This is a genomic window from Stenotrophomonas sp. C-A (assembly GCF_054030835.1).
The window spans coordinates 1,433,503-1,457,999 of the sequence record NZ_CM132916.1 but is presented as its reverse complement, the minus strand read 5'-3'; the positions used below and the strand labels follow the sequence as shown (position 1 = coordinate 1,457,999).

Annotated in this window: 19 protein-coding genes; 9 read left to right on the top strand and 10 right to left on the bottom strand. The window is 67.4% G+C overall.

Annotated elements, in window-relative coordinates:
* Positions 1-16: 16 nt before the first annotated feature.
* The 4 genes from ACW5IY_RS06910 to ACW5IY_RS06895 all read left to right on the top strand — a co-directional run bounded on the left by ACW5IY_RS06910 (position 17) and on the right by ACW5IY_RS06895 (position 5,789).
* Positions 17-2,221, top strand: coding sequence for a TonB-dependent receptor (locus ACW5IY_RS06910; protein ID WP_049433877.1), 2,205 nt, complete (start codon positions 17-19; stop codon positions 2,219-2,221).
* Positions 2,222-2,384: 163 nt separating this feature from the next.
* Positions 2,385-2,951: a TetR/AcrR family transcriptional regulator gene (locus ACW5IY_RS06905; protein ID WP_049433878.1), complete on the top strand. Its 567-nt coding sequence runs from the start codon at positions 2,385-2,387 to the stop codon at positions 2,949-2,951.
* Complete coding sequence (locus tag ACW5IY_RS06900) at positions 2,951-4,624, top strand: MFS transporter (RefSeq protein WP_049433879.1); 1,674 nt, start codon at positions 2,951-2,953, stop codon at positions 4,622-4,624. The genes ACW5IY_RS06905 and ACW5IY_RS06900 overlap by 1 nt, the downstream gene beginning before the upstream one ends.
* 10 nt (positions 4,625-4,634) lie before the next feature.
* Positions 4,635-5,789, top strand: coding sequence for an HlyD family secretion protein (locus tag ACW5IY_RS06895; RefSeq protein WP_049433880.1), 1,155 nt, complete (start codon positions 4,635-4,637; stop codon positions 5,787-5,789).
* Positions 5,790-5,859: 70 nt separating this feature from the next.
* Here the strand turns inward: ACW5IY_RS06895 and ACW5IY_RS06890 are convergent, their stop codons facing one another.
* The 7 genes from ACW5IY_RS06890 to creB all read right to left on the bottom strand — a co-directional run bounded on the left by ACW5IY_RS06890 (position 5,860) and on the right by creB (position 13,704).
* Positions 5,860-6,351, bottom strand: coding sequence for a Fur family transcriptional regulator (locus ACW5IY_RS06890; RefSeq protein WP_004150412.1), 492 nt, complete (start codon positions 6,349-6,351; stop codon positions 5,860-5,862).
* Between the two features lie 34 nt (positions 6,352-6,385).
* Positions 6,386-7,789 carry a glutamate--tRNA ligase gene (gene gltX / locus ACW5IY_RS06885; RefSeq protein WP_049433881.1) on the bottom strand — a complete coding sequence of 468 codons (1,404 nt, stop codon included), beginning with the start codon at positions 7,787-7,789 and terminating at the stop codon, positions 6,386-6,388.
* Between the two features lie 154 nt (positions 7,790-7,943).
* Positions 7,944-9,521 carry a M28 family metallopeptidase gene (locus ACW5IY_RS06880; protein WP_049433882.1) on the bottom strand — a complete coding sequence of 526 codons (1,578 nt, stop codon included), beginning with the start codon at positions 9,519-9,521 and terminating at the stop codon, positions 7,944-7,946.
* A 171-nt stretch (positions 9,522-9,692) separates the two neighbouring features.
* Positions 9,693-10,103: a hypothetical protein gene (locus ACW5IY_RS06875; protein WP_049433883.1), complete on the bottom strand. Its 411-nt coding sequence runs from the start codon at positions 10,101-10,103 to the stop codon at positions 9,693-9,695.
* A 10-nt stretch (positions 10,104-10,113) separates the two neighbouring features.
* Positions 10,114-11,433, bottom strand: coding sequence for a cell envelope integrity protein CreD (gene creD, locus ACW5IY_RS06870; RefSeq protein ID WP_049433884.1), 1,320 nt, complete (start codon positions 11,431-11,433; stop codon positions 10,114-10,116).
* An 81-nt stretch (positions 11,434-11,514) separates the two neighbouring features.
* Positions 11,515-12,975, bottom strand: coding sequence for a two-component system sensor histidine kinase CreC (gene creC, locus ACW5IY_RS06865; RefSeq protein WP_049433885.1), 1,461 nt, complete (start codon positions 12,973-12,975; stop codon positions 11,515-11,517).
* Positions 12,976-12,978: 3 nt separating this feature from the next.
* Positions 12,979-13,704, bottom strand: coding sequence for a two-component system response regulator CreB (creB, locus tag ACW5IY_RS06860; RefSeq protein WP_100049899.1), 726 nt, complete (start codon positions 13,702-13,704; stop codon positions 12,979-12,981).
* 35 nt (positions 13,705-13,739) lie between these two features.
* On the opposite strand from creB, the gene ACW5IY_RS06855 reads away from it, so the two are divergent.
* The 4 genes from ACW5IY_RS06855 (at position 13,740) to ACW5IY_RS06840 (ending at position 19,518) form a co-directional block, all read left to right on the top strand.
* Positions 13,740-14,597, top strand: coding sequence for a 23S rRNA (adenine(2030)-N(6))-methyltransferase RlmJ (locus tag ACW5IY_RS06855; RefSeq protein ID WP_010483138.1), 858 nt, complete (start codon positions 13,740-13,742; stop codon positions 14,595-14,597).
* A gap of 95 nt (positions 14,598-14,692) precedes the next feature.
* Positions 14,693-15,238, top strand: coding sequence for a GNAT family N-acetyltransferase (locus ACW5IY_RS06850; RefSeq protein ID WP_004150340.1), 546 nt, complete (start codon positions 14,693-14,695; stop codon positions 15,236-15,238).
* Positions 15,239-15,387: 149 nt separating this feature from the next.
* Positions 15,388-18,852, top strand: a complete 3,465-nt coding sequence (mfd, locus tag ACW5IY_RS06845) for a transcription-repair coupling factor (RefSeq protein WP_049433886.1) — start codon at positions 15,388-15,390, stop codon at positions 18,850-18,852.
* 48 nt (positions 18,853-18,900) lie between these two features.
* A complete protein-coding gene (locus tag ACW5IY_RS06840) occupies positions 18,901-19,518 on the top strand; it encodes an HD-GYP domain-containing protein (RefSeq protein ID WP_049433887.1) in 618 nt (205 codons plus the stop codon).
* Positions 19,519-19,610: 92 nt separating this feature from the next.
* On the opposite strand, the gene ACW5IY_RS06835 is transcribed toward ACW5IY_RS06840, so the two are convergent.
* Entirely contained in the window at positions 19,611-21,704 is a 2,094-nt protein-coding gene (locus tag ACW5IY_RS06835; RefSeq protein WP_049433888.1) for a M13 family metallopeptidase, read from the bottom strand.
* A 214-nt stretch (positions 21,705-21,918) separates the two neighbouring features.
* Entirely contained in the window at positions 21,919-22,668 is a 750-nt protein-coding gene (gene gpmA, locus ACW5IY_RS06830; RefSeq protein ID WP_049433889.1) for a 2,3-diphosphoglycerate-dependent phosphoglycerate mutase, read from the bottom strand.
* Positions 22,669-22,762: 94 nt separating this feature from the next.
* On the opposite strand from gpmA, the gene nfi reads away from it, so the two are divergent.
* A complete protein-coding gene (gene nfi, locus ACW5IY_RS06825) occupies positions 22,763-23,437 on the top strand; it encodes a deoxyribonuclease V (protein WP_049433890.1) in 675 nt (224 codons plus the stop codon).
* Positions 23,438-23,475: 38 nt separating this feature from the next.
* Here the strand turns inward: nfi and ACW5IY_RS06820 are convergent, their stop codons facing one another.
* On the bottom strand, positions 23,476-24,456 hold the full coding sequence (locus ACW5IY_RS06820; RefSeq protein WP_010483164.1) for a cation diffusion facilitator family transporter: 981 nt from the start codon (positions 24,454-24,456) through the stop codon (positions 23,476-23,478).
* Positions 24,457-24,497: the final 41 nt, after the last annotated feature.

Here is a 24,497-nt window from a genome sequence, read left to right as displayed (position 1 = left end):
AACAAAGGACCCACCGATGCCCGCCCGTACCCCGCGGTTGAAGCCGCATTCCCTCGCCCTGGCCCTGACCGCCCTGCTTCCGACCGTTGCCTTCGCCGCCAGCGAAGACGATTCCCATCGTGACCGTCACCTGACTGAACTGTCGTCGGTGCAGGTCACCGCGTCGCCGCTGCAGGGCGACGCAGAATCGCTGGCACGCCCGGTGGAGGTTCTGGCCGGCGAACGCCTGGACGAGCAGAAGGCCGGCACCCTCGGCGATACCGTGGCCAAGCTGCCAGGCGTGCAGAGCACCTTCTTCGGGCCCGGCGTCGGCCGCCCGATCATCCGCGGCCAGGAAGGCCCGCGCGTGGCCGTGCTGTCCAACGGCATGGGCAACATGGATGCCTCCACCGTCAGCGCCGACCATGCCACCAGCATCGAGCCGTTCCTGGCCGACCAGATCGAAGTGCTGAAGGGGCCGGCCACGCTGCTGTTCGGCAGCGGCGCCATCGGTGGTGCGGTCAATGTGGTCGATGGCCGCATCGCGCGCGAACTGCCGGAGCGCCCGCTGAGCGGCCGCGCAGAACTGCGCGGCAATTCGGTGAACAACGAACGCAGCGGCATGTTCCGCCTCGATGGCGTCAGCGGCAATGTCGTGCTGCACGTGGATGGCCTGGTCCGCAATGGCGACGACTACCGCATCCCCGGTTATGCAGTGATTGACAGCCTTGAAGATCATCATGACCACGATCACGACCATGACGCGGCCGAGGGTGAAGAGCCGCGTCGCGGCCGCCTGGACAACAGCTCGATCCGCACCCGCGCCGGTGGCGTCGGCGCAACGTGGCTGGGCGACGGCGGCTACTTCGGCGTATCGGCCAGCACCTACCGCACCAACTACGGCATTCCCAATGGCGCGCACGTGCACGCCGATGGTGATGATCATGGCCATGACCACGGTCACGACCATGGCGATGAAGAAGAAGGCGGCGACGAGCACGACGTGCGCATCGACATGGTGCAGAACCGCTTCGAGACCAAGGCCGGCATCTACGACCCGGTCTCGTTCCTGAAGAACATCAACGCACGCGTGGCCTACACCGACTACGAACACGTGGAGCTGGAAGCCGGCACGCCGTCCACCCGCTTCACCAACCGTGGCATCGAAGCGCGTCTGGAAGCCGTACAGCAGCAGATCGGTGGCTGGGACGGTGCCTTCGGCCTGCAGTTCGGCAACAGTGATTTCGGCGCCAAGGGCGAAGAGGCATTCGTTCCGGACACCGGCACCAAGAACATCGGCCTGTTCGTGCTGCAGGAAAAGCAGTTCGGCCCGTTCAAGCTGGAACTGGGCGGCCGCCACGACCAGGTCAAGCTGGACCCGACCGGCGACTACCGCCGCCGCACGTTCGGTGCCACCAACCTGTCTGCCGCTGGCATCTGGAAGCTCAACGACGCTGTTGATCTGCGCATCGGCGTGGACAGCTCCGAGCGTGCACCGACCAACGAAGAGCTGTACGCCGCCGGCGCGCACATCGCCACCCGCTCGCTGGAAATCGGCGACGCCAACCTGAAGACCGAACGCGGCCAGCGCGTGGAACTGGGCATCCACACCCACAGCGAGCGCCTGGACTTCTCCGCGTCGGTCTACCAGACCAAGTTCAAGGACTTCATCTACCTGGCCGAAACCGGCATCACCGAGGGCCTGCCGGTGCGCACCTGGACCCAGCAGGACGCGGTGTTCCGCGGTGCCGAGGCCGAAGCGCTGGTACACCTGTTCGAGGGCGGCGCCGGTGACTGGGATCTGCGCTTGTTCGGCGACTACGTGAAGGCCAAGCTGGATGGCAGCGGCAGCCGCAACCTGGACATCGCCGTGCCGCATGGCGACCACAACCACAACTACACGGTGGAGCTGGCAAACACCGGCTACCTGCCGCGCATTGCTCCGGCCCGCGTCGGCGCCGACCTGCGCTGGTCGAAGGACGGCTGGCGCGCCTCGGTCGGTGCGGTGCGTTACAGCCGCCAGAAGGACGTCGCGCAGAACGAGGAGCCGAGCAACGGCTACACCCTGGTCGATGCGCACCTGGCCTACCGTTGGGATCGCAACGCCAGCAACAGCTACGAAGTCTTCCTGGATGGCAGCAACCTGACCAACCGCGAAGTGCGTCCACATACCTCGCTGCTGCGCGACTACTCGCCGCTGCCAGGCCGTGGTGTCGCATTCGGCATCCGCGCGTTCTTCTGATCGCGTAAGGCGGGGTCGGATCCCACGGGGGCCTTCGGGCCCCCGTTTTCATTTCGATCCGCACCATCACGCACTCGTCACAAAGATGTGCGTACCACAACAAGCGGACAATCCCGTCACTCAAAGTCTCGCCAATCGGACATTTTTGTCCGAAAATAATTCCATGACTGCCCAACGTGCCGATGCTGCTGCCCGCCGTGCCCTCATCCTCGACGCCGCCGATCATGTGTTCGGCCAACACGGTGTCACCGCCCCGCTGGACCTGGTGGTCGAACGCGCCCAGGTGGGCCGCGCCACCCTGTACCGCAACTTTCCCGACCGCACCGCGCTGATCCAGGCGCTGCTGCAGCGCACGGTTGATCGCATCCGGCGCCAGGTCGAACAGCTCGGCGACCGCGACGACGCCCTGTTCGAGGTGTTCGAGGGCATGGCCCAGCGCATCATCGATTCGCCGGCACTGGCCGATTACTGGCGTGCGGTCGATTCGGACGTGCCGGCCATGCGCACCGCGCGCGAGACCGTGCGCGACCTGCTGGAAGCACCGATTGAGCGTGCCAAGGCGGCCGGCCTGTGCCGGGTCGACCTGGAAAAGACGGACATTTCACTGATCTCGGGCATGCTGGGCGCGGCCCTGCGCGGCAAGACCCGCGACGAGCGCGCCCACCTGGCCGGGCGCGCCCTGCAGCTGCTGCGCGGGGGTCTCCAGGGAGCAACCAGCGAGGCCCGCTGATGGTCCAGCCGTATCTGAAGCCGGTTCCGGATTGGGAGGAGCACGAGAAGCCGACCATGCCCGGTTCGGCTTCGATGCCCTGGCACCCACCGTACCGTCGGTTGGCCTATGCACTGGTATCGCTGCTGGTGGCGATCACCGGCGGCCTCGGCAATGCGCTGGTCACCGCCAACCTGCCGTTCCTGCAGGGCCAACTGGCACTGACCCCGACCCAGGGCAGCTGGCTGGTGGCCGCGTATGCGATGGTCAATGTCACCGCCAACCTGCTGGCCTTCAAATTCCGCCAGCAGTACGGCATCCGCCTGTTCGCGGAGATCGGGCTGGGCCTGTATGCGGCGCTGGCGGTACTGCACCTGTTCGTCGGCAGCTTCGAGACCACGATGCTGACCCGCGCCGCCAGCGGCTTCGCGGGTGCGGCCTGTTCGACACTGGGCACGCTGTACATGCTGCAGGCGCTGCCGCGTCGCTTCACCGGCAATCTGCTGGTGGTCGGCGTCGGCCTTTCGCAGCTGGCGGTGCCGATCGCCTGGATCGTGTCGCCGGGCCTGGTCGATACCGGCCAATGGCACCAGCTCTACTCGTTCGAAGCCGGGCTGGCACTGTGCGCGTTCGCGGCAGTGGTGGTGCTGAAGCTGCCGCCCGGCATCCAGGTGAAGGCGTTCGAGCCGCTGGACTTCCTCACGTTCGCCCTGCTCGCACCGGCCGTCGCCCTGCTGGTGATCGTGCTGGCGCAGGGCTACACCCGCTGGTGGCTCAACACGCCATGGCTGGGCTGGGCACTGGTCGCCTCGATCGTGCTGTCCACCACCGCCTTCATCATCGAGCACTACCGGCGCAATCCGCTGCTGCAGATCCGCTGGCTGTCGAAGCTGCCGGTACTGCACTTCATCGTCGGTGCGTTCCTGATCCGCTTCCTCACCACCGAGCAGTCCTACGGCGTGGTCAACCTGATGCGCACGCTGGGCATGGGGCCTGACCAGATGCGCCCGCTGTTCGTGGTGATCCTGGCGGGCGTGGTCACCGGCATCGCCGGTGCATCGCTGACCTTCGGCCCGAAGCGGCTGATCCCCCAGCTGCTGATGGCGATCCTGCTGCTGGGCGCTGCCGCCTTCTTCGACCAGCACCGCACCAGCATGGACCGGCCGCACGATTTCTACGCCAGCCAGTTCCTGGCCTCGGTCGGTGCCGGCATGTTCATGGGCCCGCTGATCATGCTCGGCATCTCCGCCGCGCTGAAACAGGGCGTGGACCACATGATCACCTTCCTGGTGACACTGTCGATCACCCAGACCCTCGGCGGGCTGGCCGGCTCTGCGGTGCTGGGCACCTTCCAGCTGCATCGCGAGCAGTTGTACTCCAGCGCATTGACCAGCCAGCTCGACCCGGCCGACCCGGTGGTGGCACAACGCCTGCGCCTCCAGCAGCAGCTTTACAGCGCACAGATCACCGACCCGGTGCTGCGCAGCGCGCAGGGCAGCGCGCAGCTGGCGCAGACCACTCGCCGCGAAGCCAACGTGCGTGGCTTCAATGATGTGTTCACATTGAGCGGTTGGCTGGCCATCGGCTTCCTGTGCTGGTTGCTGCTGCTGTCGCTGCGCACCGCCGTGCTCAAGCAATGGCGCAAGCGCCACCCCACTTCCCCCGCTGCGGCCACGCCGGCCGCGCCCCGCTGAGTCCTCCACCATGCCTCCCGTCCCGCCCCGACCCGACGACGCCGACAACGTGACCCCACCGCCGCCGACCGACGCGGCACCTGCGCCTACGCCCGTTGAGCCGGCGGTCGCGCCGAAGTACCTCAAGCCCAGCGCGCGCAGCGTAGTGGTGATGGTGGTGGTCGCCCTGCTGGGCATTGCGCTGATCCTGCGCGCCTGGCACCTGTGGCCGTTCACCAGCAGCGTGATGGTGACCGACAACGCCTATGTACGCGGGCAGATCACGGTGATGGCGCCGCAGGTGAACGGCTACGTGACCGAAGTGCTGGTGAAGGACTTCCAGCACGTGAAGCAGGGCGAGCCGCTGCTGCGCATCGATGACCGCATCTACGCGCAGCGCGTCGCCCAGGCACAGGCGACGCTGGACAGCGCACGCGCGGCGCTGGCCAACTCGGACCAGTCGCAGGCGCAGAACCGTGCGCAGATCGCCTCCGCACACGCCACGTTGTCGGCCGGCCAGGCGGAGCTGCAACGCTCACGCAACGAGCTGAAGCGCTACGAGGAGCTGGCCGCGCAGCAACTGGTGTCAGTCAACGACCGCGACAAGTTCCGCACCACCCAGGCGTCGGCACAGGCCAGCGTCCAGCAGTCACAGGCGCAGATCCGCATTGCCGAGGAAACGCTGGTATCGACCCAGGTGGCGCGCAAGAGCCTGGAGGCGCAGGTGGAGAGCGCGCAGGCGCAGCTGGAACTGGCCCGCATCGATCTGGCCAACACGGTGATCCACGCACCGCGCGACGGCCAGATCAGCGAGGCCAGCGTGCGCGTGGGCCAGTACGTCGCTGCCGGTTCGCAGCTGCTGTTCCTGGTACCTGACACGTTGTGGGTGGTGGCCAACTACAAGGAAGGCCAGACCTGGGGCATGGCGATCGGCCAGCCGGCCACGTTCTCGGTGGACGCGTTCCAGGGGCAGGTGCTGCGGGGCCGCGTGCAGGAGATCGCGCCGGCTACCGGGTCGGAATTCAGCGTGCTGCGCCCGGACAATGCCAGCGGCAACTTCACCAAGGTGGTGCAGCGGCTGCCGGTGCGGATATCGATCAATGAAGGCCAGACGCTGGCGGCGCAGCTGCGGCCGGGCATGTCGGTGATCGTGCGGGTGGATACCGCAAGCAAGCCGCTGGATTAGCCTTTGTCATGAAACGGGGGTCAGATCCCTTTTGCCTTGGCAAAAGGGATCTGACCCCAGGACCCATTGCTCAGCCCGCGCAGCGCGCGCAGAGGCCGTGCACTTCCAGAGTCTGCGCCTGCGGCTGGAAACCCAGCTCCTTGGCGCGCTTCTCCAGCTGGGTGACGATTTCGCGGTCTTCCAGCTCCACCGCGCTGTGGCAGCTGTTGCAGATCAGGAACGGCACCGAATGCGCGGCGCTGCTGGGATGGTGGCAGGCCACGAAGGCATTGACCGACTCCAGCTTGTGCACGAAGCCATTGGCCATCAGGAAATCCAGCGCGCGGTACACGGTGGGCGGGGCATCAGCGCCCACGCCCTTGCCGTTGCGCACCCATTCCAGCAGCTCGTAGGCCTTGACCGGCTTGCCGGCCTCGGCGATCAGCTTCAGCACATTGGCGCGGATCGGGGTCAGGCGCAGCCCGCGTTCGCGCGAGACGCGCTCGACCACCGCCACGAAATCCGATGCATCGTGGACGTGGTGGTGCGGGGCCGTACAGGCAGTGGCGGTCTTGGCGGGCATGCGTGTTCTCCGGTTCGGGCCTGGCAAGGATGCCTCAGGCCGTTGCTACCTTGGTGATGGCCACATCAATGCGTTTCAAGGCCTGCTCGCGGCCGGCCAGGTACACGGTATGGGAAATGTCAGGGCTGACCTGGGTGCCGGTGATGGCCACGCGCAGCGGCTGGGCGACCTTGCCCATGCCGATCTCCAGCGCGGCGGCGGCATCGTGCAGGGCCACGCCCACCGATTCAGCGGTCCATTCCGGCAGGGCTGCCAGCAGCTCGCGGGCCTTGCCCAGCGCCACCTCGGCACCGGCCTTGAAGTGCTTGGCCACGGCGGCTTCGTCGTACTCGGTCAGCGGCTGGTACCAGACCACGGCCTTCTCGGCCATTTCCTTCAGGGTCTGCACGCGTTCACGCAGGGCGATCACCACATCCTCCGGGGCCGGGCCGGCGGCCACGTCCAGGCCCAGCTTCTGCAGCTGGTAGACCAGGTGCGGCACGATGGCGGCCACGTCCTCGGTCTTCAGGAAGTGCTGGTTGACCCAGCCCAGCTTGGCCATATCCAGGCGCGAGGCCTTGGAGTTGCAGTCCTTCACGTCGAACAGCTCGATCAACTCCTGGCGGCTGAACAGCTCCTGGTCACCGTGCGACCAGCCCAGGCGGGCCAGGTAGCTCAGCAGCGCATCAGGCAGGTAGCCGGCGTCCTTGTACTGCATCACGTCGGCCGCGCCGGTGCGCTTGGACAGCTTGGCGCCCTGCTCGTCCAGGATCATCGGCATGTGGCCGAACTTCGGCACCGGCGCGCCGATGCCTTCGTACAGGTTGATCTGGCGCGGGGTGTTGTTGATGTGGTCGTCGCCGCGGATCACCTCGGTGATGCCCATGTCCCAGTCGTCCACCACCACCGCGAAGTTGTAGGTGGGGTAGCCGTCCGGGCGGAAGATGACCATGTCATCCAGCTCGCTGTTGGCGATCTCGATGCGGCCCTTGATCAGGTCGTCGAACACCACCGTACCTTCCAGCGGGTTCTTGAAGCGGATGACGCGGTTCGGGTCGTCCTTGCGCGGCAGGCCCAGCTCGCGCGCAGCGCCGTTGTAGCGCGGCTTCTCCTGCTTGGCCATGGCGGCCTCGCGCATCGCATCCAGCTCTTCGCGGGTCTCGTAGGCGTAGTACGCCTTGCCGTCGGCCACCAGCTGCTCGGCCACTTCCAGGTAACGGGCGACGCGGTCGGTCTGGTAGATCGGGCCCTCGTCGTAGTCCAGGCCCAGCCACTCCATCGCCTCCAGGATGGCGTCGATCGCGCCCTGGGTGCTGCGTTCACGATCGGTGTCCTCGATGCGCAGCACGAACTCGCCGCCACGGTGGCGGGCCTCCAGCCAGCAGTACAGCGCAGTGCGGGCACCACCGATGTGCAGGTAGCCGGTGGGACTGGGGGCGAAGCGGGTGCGGCAGGTCATGGACGGCTCGAGGAACGGGAATTCCCCGATTTTACCAGCCCTCCGCCCCCGACGGAAAAAGGGGACGGAGGGGATTAAGTCGCGATTGCCCAGCCTCTGGGCGCTGCAACCGGGAAACGGAGGGGAGAAACGACTTAATTCCCTCCGTCCCCTTTTACGGTTCCTGCTTGCGCGGGAAGGACTGCTCGCGCATGGCGGCGTTGTAGGCGAACGAGGCGACGATGGCGGCGGCCTGCTTCAGGTCTTCCGGTTCGGCGTGGTCCCAGGTATCCAGGTGGCTGTGGTGGACGTTGGTGAAGTAGTCCAGCCGGTCCTGGATGAACTGGAAGCCCGGCAGGCCGATGCGGTCGAAGCTGATGTGGTCGGTGCTGCCGGTGTTGCGGGTGGCCACCGTGGTGGCACCCACGTCATGGAACGGCGCCAGCCACGCTTCGAAGATCGGCATCGCCGCTAGGTTTTCCTGCGCGTAGATGCCACGGAAGCGGCCGGAGCCGTTGTCCATGTTGAAGTAGACCTGGAACTTGCTGTAGTCGCGGGTCTTCTGCAGTGCACCGGTCGGCTCGCGCAGCGAGGCCGGCAGCGCCTTCTGCGCCGGGTCGGCCGGTTCCGGGAAACGACCGAAGTGCTTGGCCACATAGGCCTGCGAGCCGATCAGGCCCTGCTCCTCGCCGCTCCACAGCGCCACGCGGATGGTGCGCCTGGGCTTGGCGCCGGTGGCCTTGAGGATGCGCATCGCCTCCATCATCACTGCCACGCCGGCTGCATTGTCGGCCGCACCGGTACCGCTGTGCCAGGAATCCAGGTGCGCGCCGATCATCACCACTTCATCCGGCTTGCTGCTGCCGCGGATCTCGGCCAGCGTGTTGTAGCCCGGCTGGTTGGCCTCGTCGGTGAAGCGCGCGGCCACATCCACGCGCAGACGTACCGTCTGCTTGGCCTCCAGCGCGCGCACCAGCGGATTGAAGTGCTCGCTGATCATCGCCAGCTCGGGGATGCCCACCGACTCACCGGCCTTGCGCGAACCGCCACCGGCAACGCGGATGATGCCGTTGTCCCAGCTGCTGATGCTGATCGAGGCCAGCGCGCCCTCTTCCACGAAGAACGCATTGACCTTGGACGCCAGTTGCTGGCGTTCCTGGTACTCCTTGACCCGCTTGGCACGCTCGGCGGTGGCGTCCTTGTCCTTGGGCAGGGTGAATTCCTGCAGGCCCTCCAGCGAGGTGGCGTCATGCCGGTGCGAATCGGGTTCGGTGCCGCGCTTGTACTCGCGCGCCTCGCCCAGCAGCAGGATCTTGCCGCGCAGCTTGCCGCGGTACTTCTCGATGTCTTCGGGCTTCTTGATCTCGACCTGGACCAGCTCGCCTTCAACCGGGCCCTTGGTGCCCGGCGTCCAGGCCTTGGGCAGTGCATGCAGCGGCTGCACGCGGTCACCCAGCATCTCCACGCTGGCGGAAGTGAACTCCCAGCCGCGCCCGAAGTCGTCGAAGGCTTCGTCGTGGACGTTGTCCAGCTTCCATTCGTTGAACTTGCCGCGGGTCCAGGCGTTGGCGCGGCCCATCGCCGGCGAGTTGGTCAGGCGCGGGCCGATGCGCTCGGTGAGATAACTGAAGGTGTCCATCACCTGCGAACGGTGGAAGGCCTCCTGGCGGATGCGGCTGACCATGTCCAGGTCCACCGTCTCGCGCTGCTGCGCCCCTGCGTTGCCACCCATCGCCAGCGCTGCGGCCAGCATGCCCCACTTCAACACATCGCACCCCTGCCCTTCGGCTCGATCATCAACCCATCGAGTCTAGCCAGCAGGGGCGCGGGGATACCGTCCCATCGGTCATGGGCGGCGGTAGAAGCGTGCGAACCAAGGTTCGCACCCACAGGAGAGTGGTTGGTTCGCACCTGCCAAGCCGCCTCATCCACTCCATCCCAGCCACAACTGCGCCCGTTCCGGCAGCAGCAGCAACCAGTGCCGCCGGTCGATGCTGCTGCAGCCGTACACCGCCGCATGTGCGGGCCAGTCCTCGGGCAAGCCACCGATGCCGATCTCGGCCAGCGCCTCCGCCCCGGCCTTCCATGGCCGGTAGCGCGGCACCCGGCCAGCCACGGTGCCGCGTCCCTGCCGCGCGCCCTGCAGCCAGCGCAGTCCCTGCCCCTGCAGTCCCTCGCAGGTCACCGCCGCCAGCTGGAAGCGGACCAGGCCGGGGGCGATCCGTGCCCCCGGCAGGGCCGCCAGCACGCCATGTGCCTGCAGCAGTGCATCCACTTCCAGCAGGGCCGGAATGCCCTGCCGTGCCCGTTGCCGCAATCCCTGGCGCCAGCCCATGACGTACTCCTTACTTCAGTTCCGCGCCAAGCGCGTACCAGTCGACCCGGCGGGTCACCCACATCGCCAGCGCCAGGATCACGAACAGCAGCAGCGAACCCATCAGCAGCGCGTTGTTCTCCGACACCAGCAGGCCATACAGCGCGCCGTACAGCACGGTCAGCAGCGCAGCGAAGCCGAGACCGCGCTTCCAGTGGCCCAGCACGTTGGCCAGGTACACCGCCTGCAGGCCGATACAGGCCACCGCAGATACCAGGTAGGCCTTCCAGAACGCGATGTGCTCGGACAGGCTGATCAGCAGCAGGAAGAAGATCGCCAGCGCCAGGCCCACCATCAGGTACTGCAGCGGGTGGATGCGCAGCGACTTGATCAGCTCGAACAGGATGAAGCCGACGAAGGTCAGCAGCACGAACAGCACGCCGTACTTCGAGGCACGGTCGGCCTGGGTGTAGGTATCGACCGGATCGACCAGCGACACCGTCACCGCCTGCGAGTCGACCGAACCGTCATTACGCAGCTGCCGCTGTGCGTCGGAGGCCAGCGAGGACACCGCCCAGCGCGCATCGAAGCCCTGCGCATCGACGCGGCGCTCGTTGGGCAGGAACGCACCGCTGAACGACGGATGCGGCCAGCTCGAACGCAGCGCGATGTGGGTGTCATCGCCCACCGGCACCACCGACAGCATGCGGCTGCCATCCAGGCGCAGCTCCAGTTCAACGGTGCTGGCAGCCAGCGTGCCGCCCTGATCCGCAGCGAAACCGGCCACCGGTGCATGCAGGCCTCGCCCCACTTCGCTGGCCGCGCCAACGCCCGGCAGCAACCGCAACTGCTTGCCATCCACGCGCAGGTTCGGCGTACCGACCAGGCCGCGCACGTCGGAAATGCCAACCGCCACATACGGCTGGCCATAGCTGCGGCCGGCCTTCACCGGATAGTCGTCAGCGGCGAAGGTGGCCTTCAACTGGCCGTTCCAGCTGTATACCGGGACCTTGAACAGGCCCACCTCGCGCTGGCTCGGCAGCATCTCGCCGCCCACCTCCAGCGACGCCGGCATCTGCAGCCAGTGCCCCTCGGTGACCTGCACCTCGGTCTTCTTGACGCCCAGCGGGTCAACCAGTTCAACCTGCTTGCGTTCCACCCATGGCACCACCCGTACCGGGCCCACCAGCTGCTGTGCACCAGCGCGGCTGTCGGCCACCCGCGAGAAGGCCTCGTCGCGGTACGCACTGCGTTCGTTGATGACCCCGCGGATCATCGTCAGCGGAACCAGCAGCAGCAGGATCAGCCCGCCGACAATGGCGAAGCGCAGCAGCATCTTCAGGGATTTCATGGTCCATCCTCGTTGGAGAGGGCTGCAGGATGGACCGCCGTGGTGAGCAGGGTTTGTGGCGAATTTGAAGCGAGTGTGAAGTCAGCGGCGCGGGCGCTGGCCAGGTGTACCCAGCGGCAACCACAGGCTGGCGACGGTACCGCCGCCGTCGCGTGCATCGACACTGGCGCGCCCATCGTGCAGGCGCGCGACTTCCTGCACGAACGGCAGGCCCAGGCCGGAACTGCGCCGCCCGCTGCCGGGGCGCGCCAGCGAATAGAAGCGTTCGAACACCCGCTCACGCGCGTAGTCGGGAATGCCGCCGCCACGGTCGGCCACCTGCAGGCGCACGCCCTGCCCGTCCACCTCGGCCTGCAGCGCGATCTCCGCGCCAGCCGGCGAGAAGGCAATCGCGTTGTCGATCAGGTTGTGCAGTGCCTGCCGCAGCAGGTAGCCGTCGCCCTGCACCTGCAGGTCGGGCACGCTGTCGATGCGGACCTGCACGCCCGCCGCTTGTGCGCGCACCTGCGCGGCAGCGGCCGCATCGGCCAACAAGGTCGGCAGCGCGATCCGGTCGCGGGTCTGCAGCCAGCCGTGCTGTTCCACTTCGGCCAGTGCCAGCAGTTTGTCGATGGTCTCGGTCAGCCGCTCCTGCTGGTCGACAATGCTGCGTGCGAAATGCACGCGATCGGCTTCCGGCAGCGGCTCCTGCAGCAGCTCGGCGGCACCACGGATGGCCGCCAGCGGGCTCTTCATCTCATGCGTCAGCGACTGCACGTACTGCTCAACGTAGGCCTTGCCTTCCAGCTTGCGGCGCATTGTTTCCAGCGCCTGGCCGAGATCGCCGATCTCGTCGCGGCGGCGTCGCGGCGGCGGCACCGGTTCGCCGGCGCTGACCGCACGCGCATAGCGGCTGAGCTGGCCCAGGCCGGTGGTCAGCCACATCGTCACCAGCACACCGACCAGTGCCGACAATCCGATCAGCCAGGCCCCGCGCTCGATGATGGCGCGCTGGCTGGCGGCGATGAACGGATCGATGCTGCGGTTGGGCTGCGCCAGGCTGAGCACGCCGATGAGGGTGCGCCCATCGGCCGGGTCATATACGGGCGCCGCCACATGCATCACCGTATCGCCCTCTTCGCCGGCAATCTCGGGACTGGAACGCGCGCCGTACTCACCACGCAGGGTGCGATAGACATCATTCCAGCGCGAGTTGTCTCGCCCCAGGTCGCGGCCCAGCGAGTCGTAGATGACGATGCCCTTGGCATCGGTGATGGTCACCAGGTAATCCAGCGAGCGCTTCGGGAAGCGCCAGACCATCGCCTTCAGGTCACGCTGTCGTGCCTTGGCCAGGTTGCGGGTGAAGCTGCCGCTGCGGATGGTGCCGGCCTTGACGTCGGCGGCGGCCATTTCGGCCAGCACGTTGGCCGCATCGACCAGGGTCGATTCCATCGCCTGGCGCACACCGGGCTTCACTTCGTTGACGAACACGCGCATCACGAAGAACGCGGCGATGCCGGTGATCAGGAAGAAGCCCAGGAACAGCTTCAGTACCAGGCGCATCGGCTAGACCTCCAGCGCGTAGCCAAGGCCACGGTGGGTGCGGATGGGGTCTTCGCTGGCACCGGCCGCGCGCAGCTTGGCGCGCAGCGTCTTTACATGCGTATCAACGGTGCGGTCGGCGCTGTCGGCGCTGCTGTCCCAGCCACGGTCCATCAGCTGGGCACGACTGAGGATGGCGCCCGGGCGCTGCAGCAGCGCTTCCAGCAGCGCGTACTCGTAGCGGGTCAGGTCCAGTGCCTGGCCGCGGAAGCGGATGCGCCGGCCTTCGCGGTCGATGGCGAAACCGCCATGCTCCTGCCAGCCCGTATCGTCGCCGGGCGCTGCGTTGACCGGTGCCGCACGGCGCAGGCGCGCACGCACCCGCGCCACCAGCTCGCGCGGCGAGAACGGCTTGGTCATGTAATCGTCGGCGCCCAGCTCCAGGCCGAGCACGCGATCCACTTCGTCGTTGCGGGCGGTCAGGAAAATCACCGGCAGCTGCGCCGCTGGCCCGGGCTGCGCGCGCAGCCGCCGGCAGACCTCGAAGCCGCCCAGGTCGGGCAGGCCCACGTCCAGCACCACCACGTCGATATCCCCAGCCTGCAGCCGCTGCAGGGCCTCGCCGCCCAGCAGGCAGTGGCTGGCGGCATAGCCCTCGCTGCGCAGCGCATAGAGCACGGTTTCGGCGATGGCGGCTTCGTCCTCGACTACCAGGACATGGGCAACGGGAGCTGTCATGGCGCGCAGCATAGCCGCTGCGGCCGCCGCCCCGTACACTGCCGCCCATGAACTATCGCCACGCCTTCCATGCCGGCAACCACGCCGATGTGCTCAAGCACATCGTGCAGCTGGCCCTGATCGACAGCTTCAAGCGCAAGGACAGCCCGTTCTTCGTGCTCGACACCCACGGCGGTGCCGGCCGCTACCTGCTGGCCAGCGAAGAGAGCCGCAAGACCCTGGAGGCCGAGTCCGGAATCATGCGGCTGATGGCCCAGCCCAAGCTGCCGGAGGTGGTCGAGCGCTACCTGAAGGCGGTACAGGCCGACAACCCGGTCGGCGCGATGACCAACTACCCGGGCTCGCCGCTGCTGAGCGCACAGGCCATGCGTGCGCAGGACCGCATGGCGGTGTGTGAGCTGCAGGAAGCCGAAACGGCCACGTTGAAGGCCCTGTTCGCCCATGACAGCCGCGTCGATGTGCGCTCTGGCGATGGCTATGCGCTGCTGCGCTCGCTGCTGCCGCCGAAGTTCAACGGCAGCAAGATCGGCCGCGGCCTGGTGCTGATCGACCCGCCCTACGAGGCCCAGGATGCCGAGTACCAGGCGGTCCTGGCCGCCCTGGCCGAGACCCTGGCGCGCTGGCCGCAGGCCACCTGCGCGGTCTGGTTCCCGATCAAGCAGCGCCGCACCATCCTGCATTTCCTGCGCAAGGCCACCGCCCTGCCGGTGAAATCGGCGATGACGATCGAGTTCCTGGTGCGCCCGGACGACTCTCCGCTGCGCCTCAACGGCAGCGGCATGCTGCTGCTCAACCCGCCCTGGCAGTTCGACCGGGTGGTCGGCCCAGCCCTGCCGGCGCTGCGCCAGCACCTGGGCGAACCCGGTGCCAGCACCCGCCTGGATTGGCTCAAAGCACCCGAATAACGGCCTTCACGAGGCTGTACCGCCGTGAGCCTTTCGTTCACGGAATGCAGCCCCGGTGATGCCACAATCGATGGACCACCAAGGAATCACCCGGTATGGCCACTCGCAACCGCATGCCGCCCTGGCATGAGATCTTCAAGGCTCCCAGCGGCCACGAGCTGCTGATCCGCCCCATCCGCCCGGAAGATGGCGCACCGCTGCAAGCGGCGTTCAGCCTGTTCGGACCGGAAGAAATCCGTGATCGTTTCCTGCAGGCGGTGACCGAGCTTTCGCCGGAAACCACCCAGCGCCTGACCCACCCGAATCCCAAGACCGAGATCACCCTGGTCGCTGCCGAATCCCTGCCTGCTGGCGAAGCGGTGGTCGGCGCGGTCGCCCGGGCCTCGATCATCCCCGGTACCCGTGAAGCCGAGTACGCGATCCTGATCAGCCGCTTCCTGATCGGCCAGGGCCTGGGCCGGCAGCTGATGCGCAAGCTGGTGAAGTGGGGCCGCGGCAAGTACCTGGACCGCCTGTACGGCGACGTTGCCGCCGAGAACGAGCCGATGAAGCAGCTGGCCGCCTCGCTGGGCTTCAAGCCGGTGCCGCACCCGACCGGTGCCGAAGGCCTGGTGCGGATGGTGCTGGAGCTGGACAACTGACGGATGCGCCGGGCCCTGCCCGGCCACGCCTCCCGGTAGTGCCGGCCGCTGGCCGGCATTGCGTTCCCCCAACGGCAGGTGAGGCTGCCGGCAAACGGCCGGCTCGACCCACCAGGCTTCGACCGGGCTTCTGCTAAAATCCGGGGTCCATGTCGCGTACCTCATACCCCGCCCCGCCGCTGCCGCGCGCCGGCCAGCTCCGCGCCTGGTGGCGCGCCCCCGCCTCGCCGACCGCCCTGGCCTGGTACCTGGCCCAGGCCGCGCGTGCGCACGACGCCCCGCTGCTGGTGATCGCCCGTGACAACCACGGTGCCAACCAGCTCGAAGCCGACCTGCACACCCTGCTCGGCGGCGACCCGGCCCTGCCGGTGGTCGCCTTCCCGGACTGGGAAACCCTGCCCTACGACCGCTTCAGCCCGCATCCGGACATCATCTCGCAGCGTTTGTCCGCCCTGCACCGCCTGCCCACGCTGAAGCGCGGCCTGGTGATCGTGCCGGTGCAGACCCTGCTGCAGCAGTTGGCCCCGCGCAGCTATGTGATCGGTGGCAGCTTCGACCTGAAGGTCGGCCAGCGCCTGGATCTGGAGGCCGAGAAGCGCCGCCTGGAAAGCGCCGGCTACCGCAACGTGCCGCAGGTGATGGACCCGGGTGACTTCGCGGTGCGCGGCGGCCTGCTCGACGTGTTCCCGATGGGCGCCGAAGAGCCGCTGCGGGTGGAGCTGCTGGACGAGGACATCGACTCGATCCGCGCCTTCGACCCGGAAAGCCAGCGCTCGCTGGACAAGGTCGAAGCCGTGCACATGCTGCCGGGGCGCGAAGTGCCGATGGACGAGGCCAGCATCGCCCGCGTGCTGGCCACGCTGCGCGAGCGCTTCGACGTGGACACCCGGCGCAGCGCGCTGTACCAGGATCTGAAATCCGGACTGGCCCCGGCCGGCGTCGAGTACTACCTGCCGCTGTTCTTCGAACGCACCGCAACCCTGTTCGACTACCTGCCCGACGGCAGCCTGCCGGTGGTCTGTGCCGGTGCCGGCGAAGCCGCCGAGGCGTTCTGGGCGCAGACCGGTGAGCGCTACGAACAGCGCCGCCACGACGTCGAACGGCCGCTGCTGCCGCCGTCGGCGCTGTACCTGTCGCCGGAGCTGCTGCGCGAGCGCCTGAACGATGCCCCGCGCATCGAGGTGTGGTCGGCTGACCACGCGCGCATCGCCGATGCCCATGCGCTGGGTGACCAGCCGCTGCCGCCGCTGCCGGTGGCCGCGCGCGAGGCCCCCGCTGGCGACGCGCTGAAATCCTTCCTCGGCCACTATCCGGGCCGGGTGCTGATCGCCGCCGATTCGCCCGGGCGTCGCGAGGCCCTGCTGGAAGTGCTGCAGGCCGCCGAGCTGAAGCCGCCGGTGGTGGCCGACCTGCCCAGCTTCCTCGCCGACGATGCGCGCTTTGCGATCGCGGTGGCGCCGCTGGAAGATGGCTTCGCGCTGGACGATCCGCGCATTGCGGTGCTGACCGAGCGCCAGCTGTTCCCCGAGCGCGCCGGCAGCACCCGCCGCACGCGCCGTGCCGGTCGCGAGCCGGAAGCGATCATCCGCGACCTCGGCGAACTGACCGAGGGTGCGCCGATCGTGCATGAGGACCATGGCGTCGGCCGCTACCGTGGCCTGATCGCGATGGACGTCGGCGGCATGCCCGGCGAGTTCCTCGAAATCGAATATGCCAAGGGTGACCGGCTGTACGTTCCGGTCGCCCAGCTGCACCTGATCAGCCGCTACTCCGGTGCTTCGGCGGAAACCGCGCCGCTGCATTCGCTGGGTGGCGAGCAGTGGAGCAAGGCCAAGCGCAAGGCCGCCGAGAAGGTGCGCGACGTCGCTGCCGAGCTGCTGGAGATCCAGGCCCGCCGCCAGGCGCGTGCGGGTTTGGCACTGCAGGTGGACCGCGCGATGTACGAACCGTTCGCGGCCGGCTTCCCGTTCGAGGAAACTCCGGACCAGTTGGCCGCCATCGATGCCACCCTGCGCGACCTCGCCAGCAGCCAGCCGATGGACCGTGTGGTCTGCGGCGACGTCGGCTTCGGCAAGACCGAGGTCGCGGTGCGCGCGGCGTTCGCCGCCGCCAGTGCCGGCAAGCAGGTGGCCGTGCTGGTGCCGACCACGCTGCTGGCCGAGCAGCACTACCGCAACTTCCGCGACCGCTTCGCCGACTATCCGATGAAGGTCGAAGTGCTGTCGCGCTTCAAGAGCACCAAGGAGATCAAGGCCGAACTGGAGAAGGTGGCCGCAGGCACCATCGACGTCATCGTCGGCACGCACCGCCTGCTGCAGCCGGACGTGAAGTTCAAGGACCTGGGCATGGTCATCGTCGACGAGGAGCAGCGTTTCGGCGTGCGCCAGAAGGAAGCGCTGAAGGCGCTGCGCGCCAACGTGCACCTGCTGACCCTGACCGCCACGCCGATCCCGCGTACGCTCAACATGGCCATGGCCGGCCTGCGCGACCTGTCGATCATCGCCACGCCGCCGCCGAACCGGCTGGCGGTGCAGACCTTCATCACCCAGTGGGACAACGCGCTGCTGCGCGAAGCCTTCCAGCGCGAGCTGGCACGCGGTGGCCAGCTGTACTTCCTGCACAACGACGTGGAAAGCATCGGCCGCATGCAGCGCGAGCTGTCCGAGCTGGTGCCGGAGGCGCGTATCGGCATCGCCCACGGGCAGATGCCGGAGCGCGAGCTGGAAAAGGTGATGCTGGATTTCCAGAAGCAGCGCTTCAACGTGCTGCTGTCGACCACGATCATCGAATCGGGCATCGACATTCCCAACGCCAACACCATCATCATCAACCGTGCCGACCGCTTCGGCCTGGCCCAGCTGCACCAGCTGCGCGGCCGCGTCGGCCGTTCGCACCACCGTGCCTACGCCTACCTGATCACCCCTGACCGCCGCGCGATCACCCCCGACGCCGAGAAGCGCCTGGAAGCGATCGCCTCGATGGACGAACTGGGCGCCGGCTTCACCCTCGCCACCCACGATCTGGAGATCCGCGGTGCCGGTGAACTGCTCGGCGAGGACCAGAGCGGGCAGATGGCCGAGGTCGGCTTCAGCCTGTACACCGAACTGCTGGAACGCGCGGTGCGCAGCATCAAGCAGGGCAAGCTGCCCGACCTGGATGCCGGCGAGGAAGTGCGCGGTGCCGAAGTCGAGCTGCATGTGCCGGCGCTGATTCCGGAAGACTACCTGCCGGACGTGCACACCCGCCTGACCCTGTACAAGCGCATTTCCAGCGCGCGCGACAGTGATGCGCTGCGCGAACTGCAGGTGGAGATGATCGACCGCTTCGGCCTGCTGCCGGATGCGGCCAAGCACCTGTTCGCCATCGCCGAGCTGAAGCTGAAAGCCAACACGCTGGGCATCCGCAAGCTGGACCTGGGCGAGAACGGTGGCCGCATCGTGTTCGAGTCCAAGCCGAACATCGATCCGATGGCGGTGATCCAGCTGATCCAGAAACAACCGAACCTCTACGCCATGGAAGGGCCCGACAAGCTGCGCATCAAGCACCCGCTGCCGTTGCCGGAAGACCGCTTCAATGCGGCCCGCGCCCTTCTGACCACCCTCGCCCCGGGTTGATCGCCCCCCCCCGAACACCCCGCACCGGTCCCCACCCGGTGCGGGCGGATGACCATGTTCCCTGACGCCGTACCCGCCCCCGACCTGCTGCACGCGCAGGCCTGCCTGATCGATGCCCTCTCGATGTCGTTGCAGATGCGCGACGCCTACACCCGCCACCACTGCGACCGCGTTGGCCTGCTCGCGCAGCGCCTGGCCACGCACTGCGACCTGGACGACGATGCCTGTTCGCAGATCGGCCTGGCCGCGCGCTTCCATGACATCGGCAAGATCGGCATTCCCGATGATGTACTGCTGGCACCGCGCCGGCATACCGACGAGGAACGCGCGATCATGCGCGAGCATCCGGTACGCGGCGAACACATCTTCCTCGCCACCGGCCGCAGCGACGCCATGCCTGTGGCGCGGCTGATCCGCGCTCATCACGAGGCCTTCGATGGCAGCGGCTACCCCGACGGCCTGCGTGGCGAGAGCATTCCGCTGGGCTCACGTATCGTCACCGTTGTCGATGCCTACGATGCAATGACCAGCGTGCGCCCCTACCGCGCGGCAATGGAACGCGAGACTGCGTTGCGCATCATCGACGAGCAGTCCGGTGGACTGATCGATCCCTACGTGCTGCAGCGCTTCCATCGCATGCTGGCGCAGGAGCCTGCGCTGGCCTGAGAGCCACCAGGCACGGCCCGGCGCTTTCGAGCGGACAAACAAAAGGCCCGGCGTTCGCCGGGCCTTTCGCATCACGCATCACGTGCGATCGATCACCAGATCACCACGCGCTTGTCGTCGGCACGCACCATCGCGTCGCCGGCCTTGCACTGGAATGCAGCGGCATAGGACGGCATGTTCGACGGCGCGCCGTTGGCACGGAAGTTGGCCGGCGCGTGCGGGTCGGTGTTCAGGCGCACGCGCAGTTCACCATCGGTGAAGTTGCGGCGCCACACGGTGGCCCAGTTCATGAAGAAACGCTGGTCCTGGCTGTGGCCATCAACCTCGACATTGGCCTTCGGGTCTTCCTTCAGCGCCATCTGCAGCGCGTCGTAGGCCACGGTCAGACCACCCAGGTCGCCGATGTTTTCGCCCAGGGTCAGCTTGCCCTTCACGAACACGCCCGGCACCGACTCATAGCCATCGAACTGTGCGACCAACTGGTCGGTACGCTCGGTGAAGGCCTTGCGGTCGGCGTCGGTCCACCAGTTGTCGAAGTTGCCATTGGCGGCGAACTGGCTGCCCGAGTCGTCGTAGCCGTGCATCATCTCGTGGCCGATGACCGCACCGATGCCGCCGTAGTTCAACGCCGGATCGGCCTTGGCGTCGAAGAACGGCGCCTGCAGGATGGCGGCCGGGAACACGATCTCGTTCTTGGTGGCGTTGTAGTACGCATTGACGGTCTGCGGGGTCATGCCCCACTCGGTCTTGTCCACCGGCTTGCCGATCTTGTCCAGCATGTAGCGGTAGTTGAACGCACGCGCCGCCTGCATGTTGCCCAGGTAGCTGTCGCCGTTGGTCTGCAGGCCGGTCCACTCACGCCACTTGTCCGGGTAACCGATCTTCGGGGTAAAGCTGGCCCACTTCTCCAGTGCCTTCTTCTTGGTTTCTTCGCCCATCCACGGCAGCTGCTCCAGGCGCGCCTTCAGCGCCTGCGACAGGTTCTCCACCAGGTGCTGCATGGCCACCTTCGACTCGGCCGGGAACACGGCGTCGACGTACAGCTGGCCCAGCGCTTCACCCATGCCGCCGTTGACCGACTCCAGCACGCGCTTCCAGCGCGGCTGCATTTCCTTCTGGCCACGCAGGGTGGTGCCATAGAAATCGAAGTTGGCCTTCTCGAACTGGCTGCTCAGGTACGGCGAGGCGTCATCGATGGTGTGGAAGCGCAGGTAGGCCTGCCAGGTGCTGGCCGGCACGTCGGCCAGCATCTTGTCCATTTCACCGAAGAAACCCGGCTGCGCCAGCGAGAACTTCTGCGCGGCCGGCACCTTCAGGGTGTCGAACAGCGCGGTCCAGCTGAAGTTCGGGGTCAGCTTGTCGGCGTCGGCGGCGCTGAGCGGGTTGTAGCGCTTGGCCGGGTCACGCATTTCGATGCGCGACATCGAGGCCTTGGCCAAGCGGGTTTCGAAGGCCATCACGGCCTTGGCCTGCTCGGCGGCCTGTGCGGCGTCCACGCCGGACAGGGTCAGCACCTGCGCGATGTAGGCCACGTAGGCATCGCGGATCTTGGCCTGCGCGTCGTCGAAGTAGTAGCCCTTCTCCGGCAGGCCGAGGCCGCCCTGGCCGACGTAGGCGATGACGTTGGCCGAATCCTTGTAGTCGGCATTGGCAAACAGCGAGAACAGCACGCCTTTGCCCTCGGCCTGGCTGTCGCGCAGGTACTGGGTGATGGCGGCGGTGTCGTTCAGCGCGGTGATCTTGTCCAGCTGGGGCTGCAGCGGTGCCAGGCCGGCCGCTTCGATCTTGGCCTCATCGTTGCCGGTCTTCCAGATGTCACCGATCTTGGCTTCCACCGAGCCGGCCTTGGCCTGGCTGGCGGCGGCCTGCTGGACCAGCGCGTGCTGCACTTCCAACGAACGCTCGCGCAGGATCTCGAAGCTGCCCCAGGTGGTCTGGTCGCCCGGCACCGGATTGGCCTTCAGCCACTTGCTGTTGACGAAGCCATTGAGGTCGGTACAGGCCGAGATCGACGGGTCCAGATCGGCGCTGTTGAGCGAGATCAGCGGCGTCTTGATCTGCGACTGGTCGAAGGCCGGCTTGGCGTCGGTGCTGGCGGCCGGTGCGGTTTCATTCTTGCCACAGGCCGCCAGCGAGGCAGCAATGGCGATGGTCAGGCCCAGCGGGACCAGGTTGCGGACGTTCATGTGGCTCTCCTGCGGGTAATTCCACAGGGTAGCCGGGGACGCCCACGACAGGGACCGGCCAAAGGTCACAGGGGCGAGCTTCTTGTAGAGTCGAGCCATGCTCGACTGCGGTTGGCCTCCTGCCGCAGGGGGCATGAACCCGCAACGGAGAGCAGTCGAGCATGGCTCGACTCTACAGAAAGCGAAGGCCGGCTTGCGCCGGCCTTCTGCTTCTTTATTTCGCCTTGCCCTGGTTGGCCACGGCCTCAGCAGCCTTGCGTGCTGCTTCCGGGTCGCCCAGGTAGCGGAACGACTTCACCGTCAGGTCGTCGTTCAGTTCGAACAGCAGCGGGATGCCGGTCGGGATGTTCAGCTCGAGGATTTCCTCGCGCGAGACATTGTTGAGGTACTTGTACAGCGCGCGCAGCGAGTTGCCGTGGGCGGTGACCAGCACGGTCTTGCCGTCCTTCAGCTGCGGCGCAATGGCGTCGTGCCAGTACGGCAGCACGCGGTCCAGGGTCGTGGCCAGCGATTCGGTGCCCGGCAGCGCGTTGCGGTCCAGGCCGGCGTAGCGGCGGTCGTGGATCGGGTGGCCCGGATCGTCCAGATCCATGGCCGGCGGCGGGATGTCGTACGAACGACGCCACACCTTGACCTGGTCCTCGCCATGCTTGGCGGCGGTCTCGGCCTTGTCCAGGCCCTGCAGGCCGCCGTAGTGGCGCTCATTGAGCCGCCAGGACTTGTTCACCGGCAGCCAGTCCTGCTCCAGCTCGGCCAGCGCACCCTGCAGGGTGTGGATGGCGCGCTTGAGCACGGAAGTGTGGGCGACGTCGAACTGCAGGCCTTCCTCGCGCATCAGGCGACCGGCGGCGGCCGCTTCCCGGCGCCCCTGTTCGGTCAGGTCGACATCGACCCAGCCGGTGAAGCGGTTGTCCAGGTTCCACTGGCTCTGGCCATGGCGCAACAGTACGAGTTTACGGGTCACTGCAGGGTCTCCAACGCGAGGAAAGGCAGGCCGCCATTGTAGCCCCGGGCGCCACTCACCGGGCCGTGGCGCCGCGCATGCGATGCTGCGGCCAATGAATACGGTGATCGATCCCGGACGCTGGGAAGGCAGCGTCGCCACTGCCCGCGCGCAGCAGATCCAGCTTGCCGGCCGCGTGGAGCGCCAGGACCGCTTGCCCCGCGACATGCGCTGGCTGGCCGGGCTGGATGTCGGCTTTGAAGACAACGGCGCCATCACCCGCGCCGCGGCGGTGCTGCTGGATGCGAAGACGCTGCAGCCCGTGGCGCAGGAGATCGCGCGGATTCCTACGGTGATGCCCTACATCCCCGGCCTGCTCAGTTTCCGCGAGCTGCCGGCGCTGCTGGCGGCACTGGCGCTGCTGCCGCAGGCGCCGGATCTGGTGTTCGTCGATGGCCACGGCATCAGCCATCCGCGCCGGCTGGGCGTGGCCGCGCATCTGGGCGTGGTCACCGACCTGCCGAGCATCGGCGTGGCCAAGTCGAAGCTGGTGGGCCGGTTCGTCGAGCCGGGCGCCGAGGCCGGTGCACATACGCCGCTGTTGGATGGCGATGAACAACTGGGCTGGGTGCTGCGCAGCAAGGTGCGCTGCAAGCCGCTGTTCGTGGCCGGCGGCCATCGGGTCAGTGCCGATACCGCGCTGGCCTGGGTGCAGCGCACCCTGCGCGGTTACCGGCTGCCGGAGCCGACCCGGCTGGCGGATCGGCTGGCCTCGCGACGGGACGAATAGCTGCGGCGGGCATCGCCCGGCACGCGCGTCACCTTCGATCAGCGATGCACGTGACCGCGATGGCCCTGCGCGTCCTCACCGTGGTCATGGCCCTCATGGCCCTCGTGCTCGCCGCCCTTGGCCGGCACCGGCTCACCACAGGCTTCGCCGCAGTGGTCCGCTTCGATCTGCAGTGTCACGTGCTCGATGCCGAAGTCATCGTGCAGGCGCCCGCCCAGTTCACGGCGCAGCGCATCGGCATCGGTGCCGTCGCGCATCACGATGTGCGCGGTGAGCGCTGGGGTGCTGGAAGCAAGCGCCCACACGTGCAGGTCATGCACATCCAGTACCGCAGCGTGGCCGGACAGGCTGTCACGTACCCTGGCCACGTCCATGCCCTTGGGCACGCCTTCCAGCAGCACGTTGATCGCCTCACGCATCAACACATAGGTGCGCGGCAGCACCCACAGGCCGATCAGCACCGCCAGGATGGGATCGATCGGCTTCCAGCCGGTCCACTTGATCAACAGCGCACCAGCAATCACCGCCACCGAGCCAAGCATGTCCGCCCACACTTCCAGGTAGGCGCCCTTCACGTTGAGGCTCTCGCCGCTGCCGGCCTGCAGCAGGCGCATCGAGATCAGGTTGATGACCAGGCCCGCCGCGGCGATCACCAGCATGCCCGACGAGGCAATCTCCTGCGGCTCGCGGAAACGCCCAATGGCCTCCCACAGGATGTACCCGGCGACCACGAACAGCATCGCACCGTTGATCATCGCGCCCAGCGCTTCCAGGCGCGCATAGCCGTAGGTGCGGCGCGCGTCGGGCGGGCGACGGCTCAGCCGTACCGCGACCAGCGCGATCATCAGCGCCAGCGCATCGGTGGCCATGTGCGCCGCGTCGGACAGCAGCGCCAGGCTGTTGGTCCAGAACGCGCCCACCACCTCGACGACGAGGAAGGTGGAGGTCAGGCCGAGCGCCCACCACAAGGGTTTCTCGTGGCGGATCTCGGATGGCAGGTGATCGTGGTCGTGGCCCATGGCAACAGCTCCTTTGCGATGCGGTGCAGGCTACGCCGTGC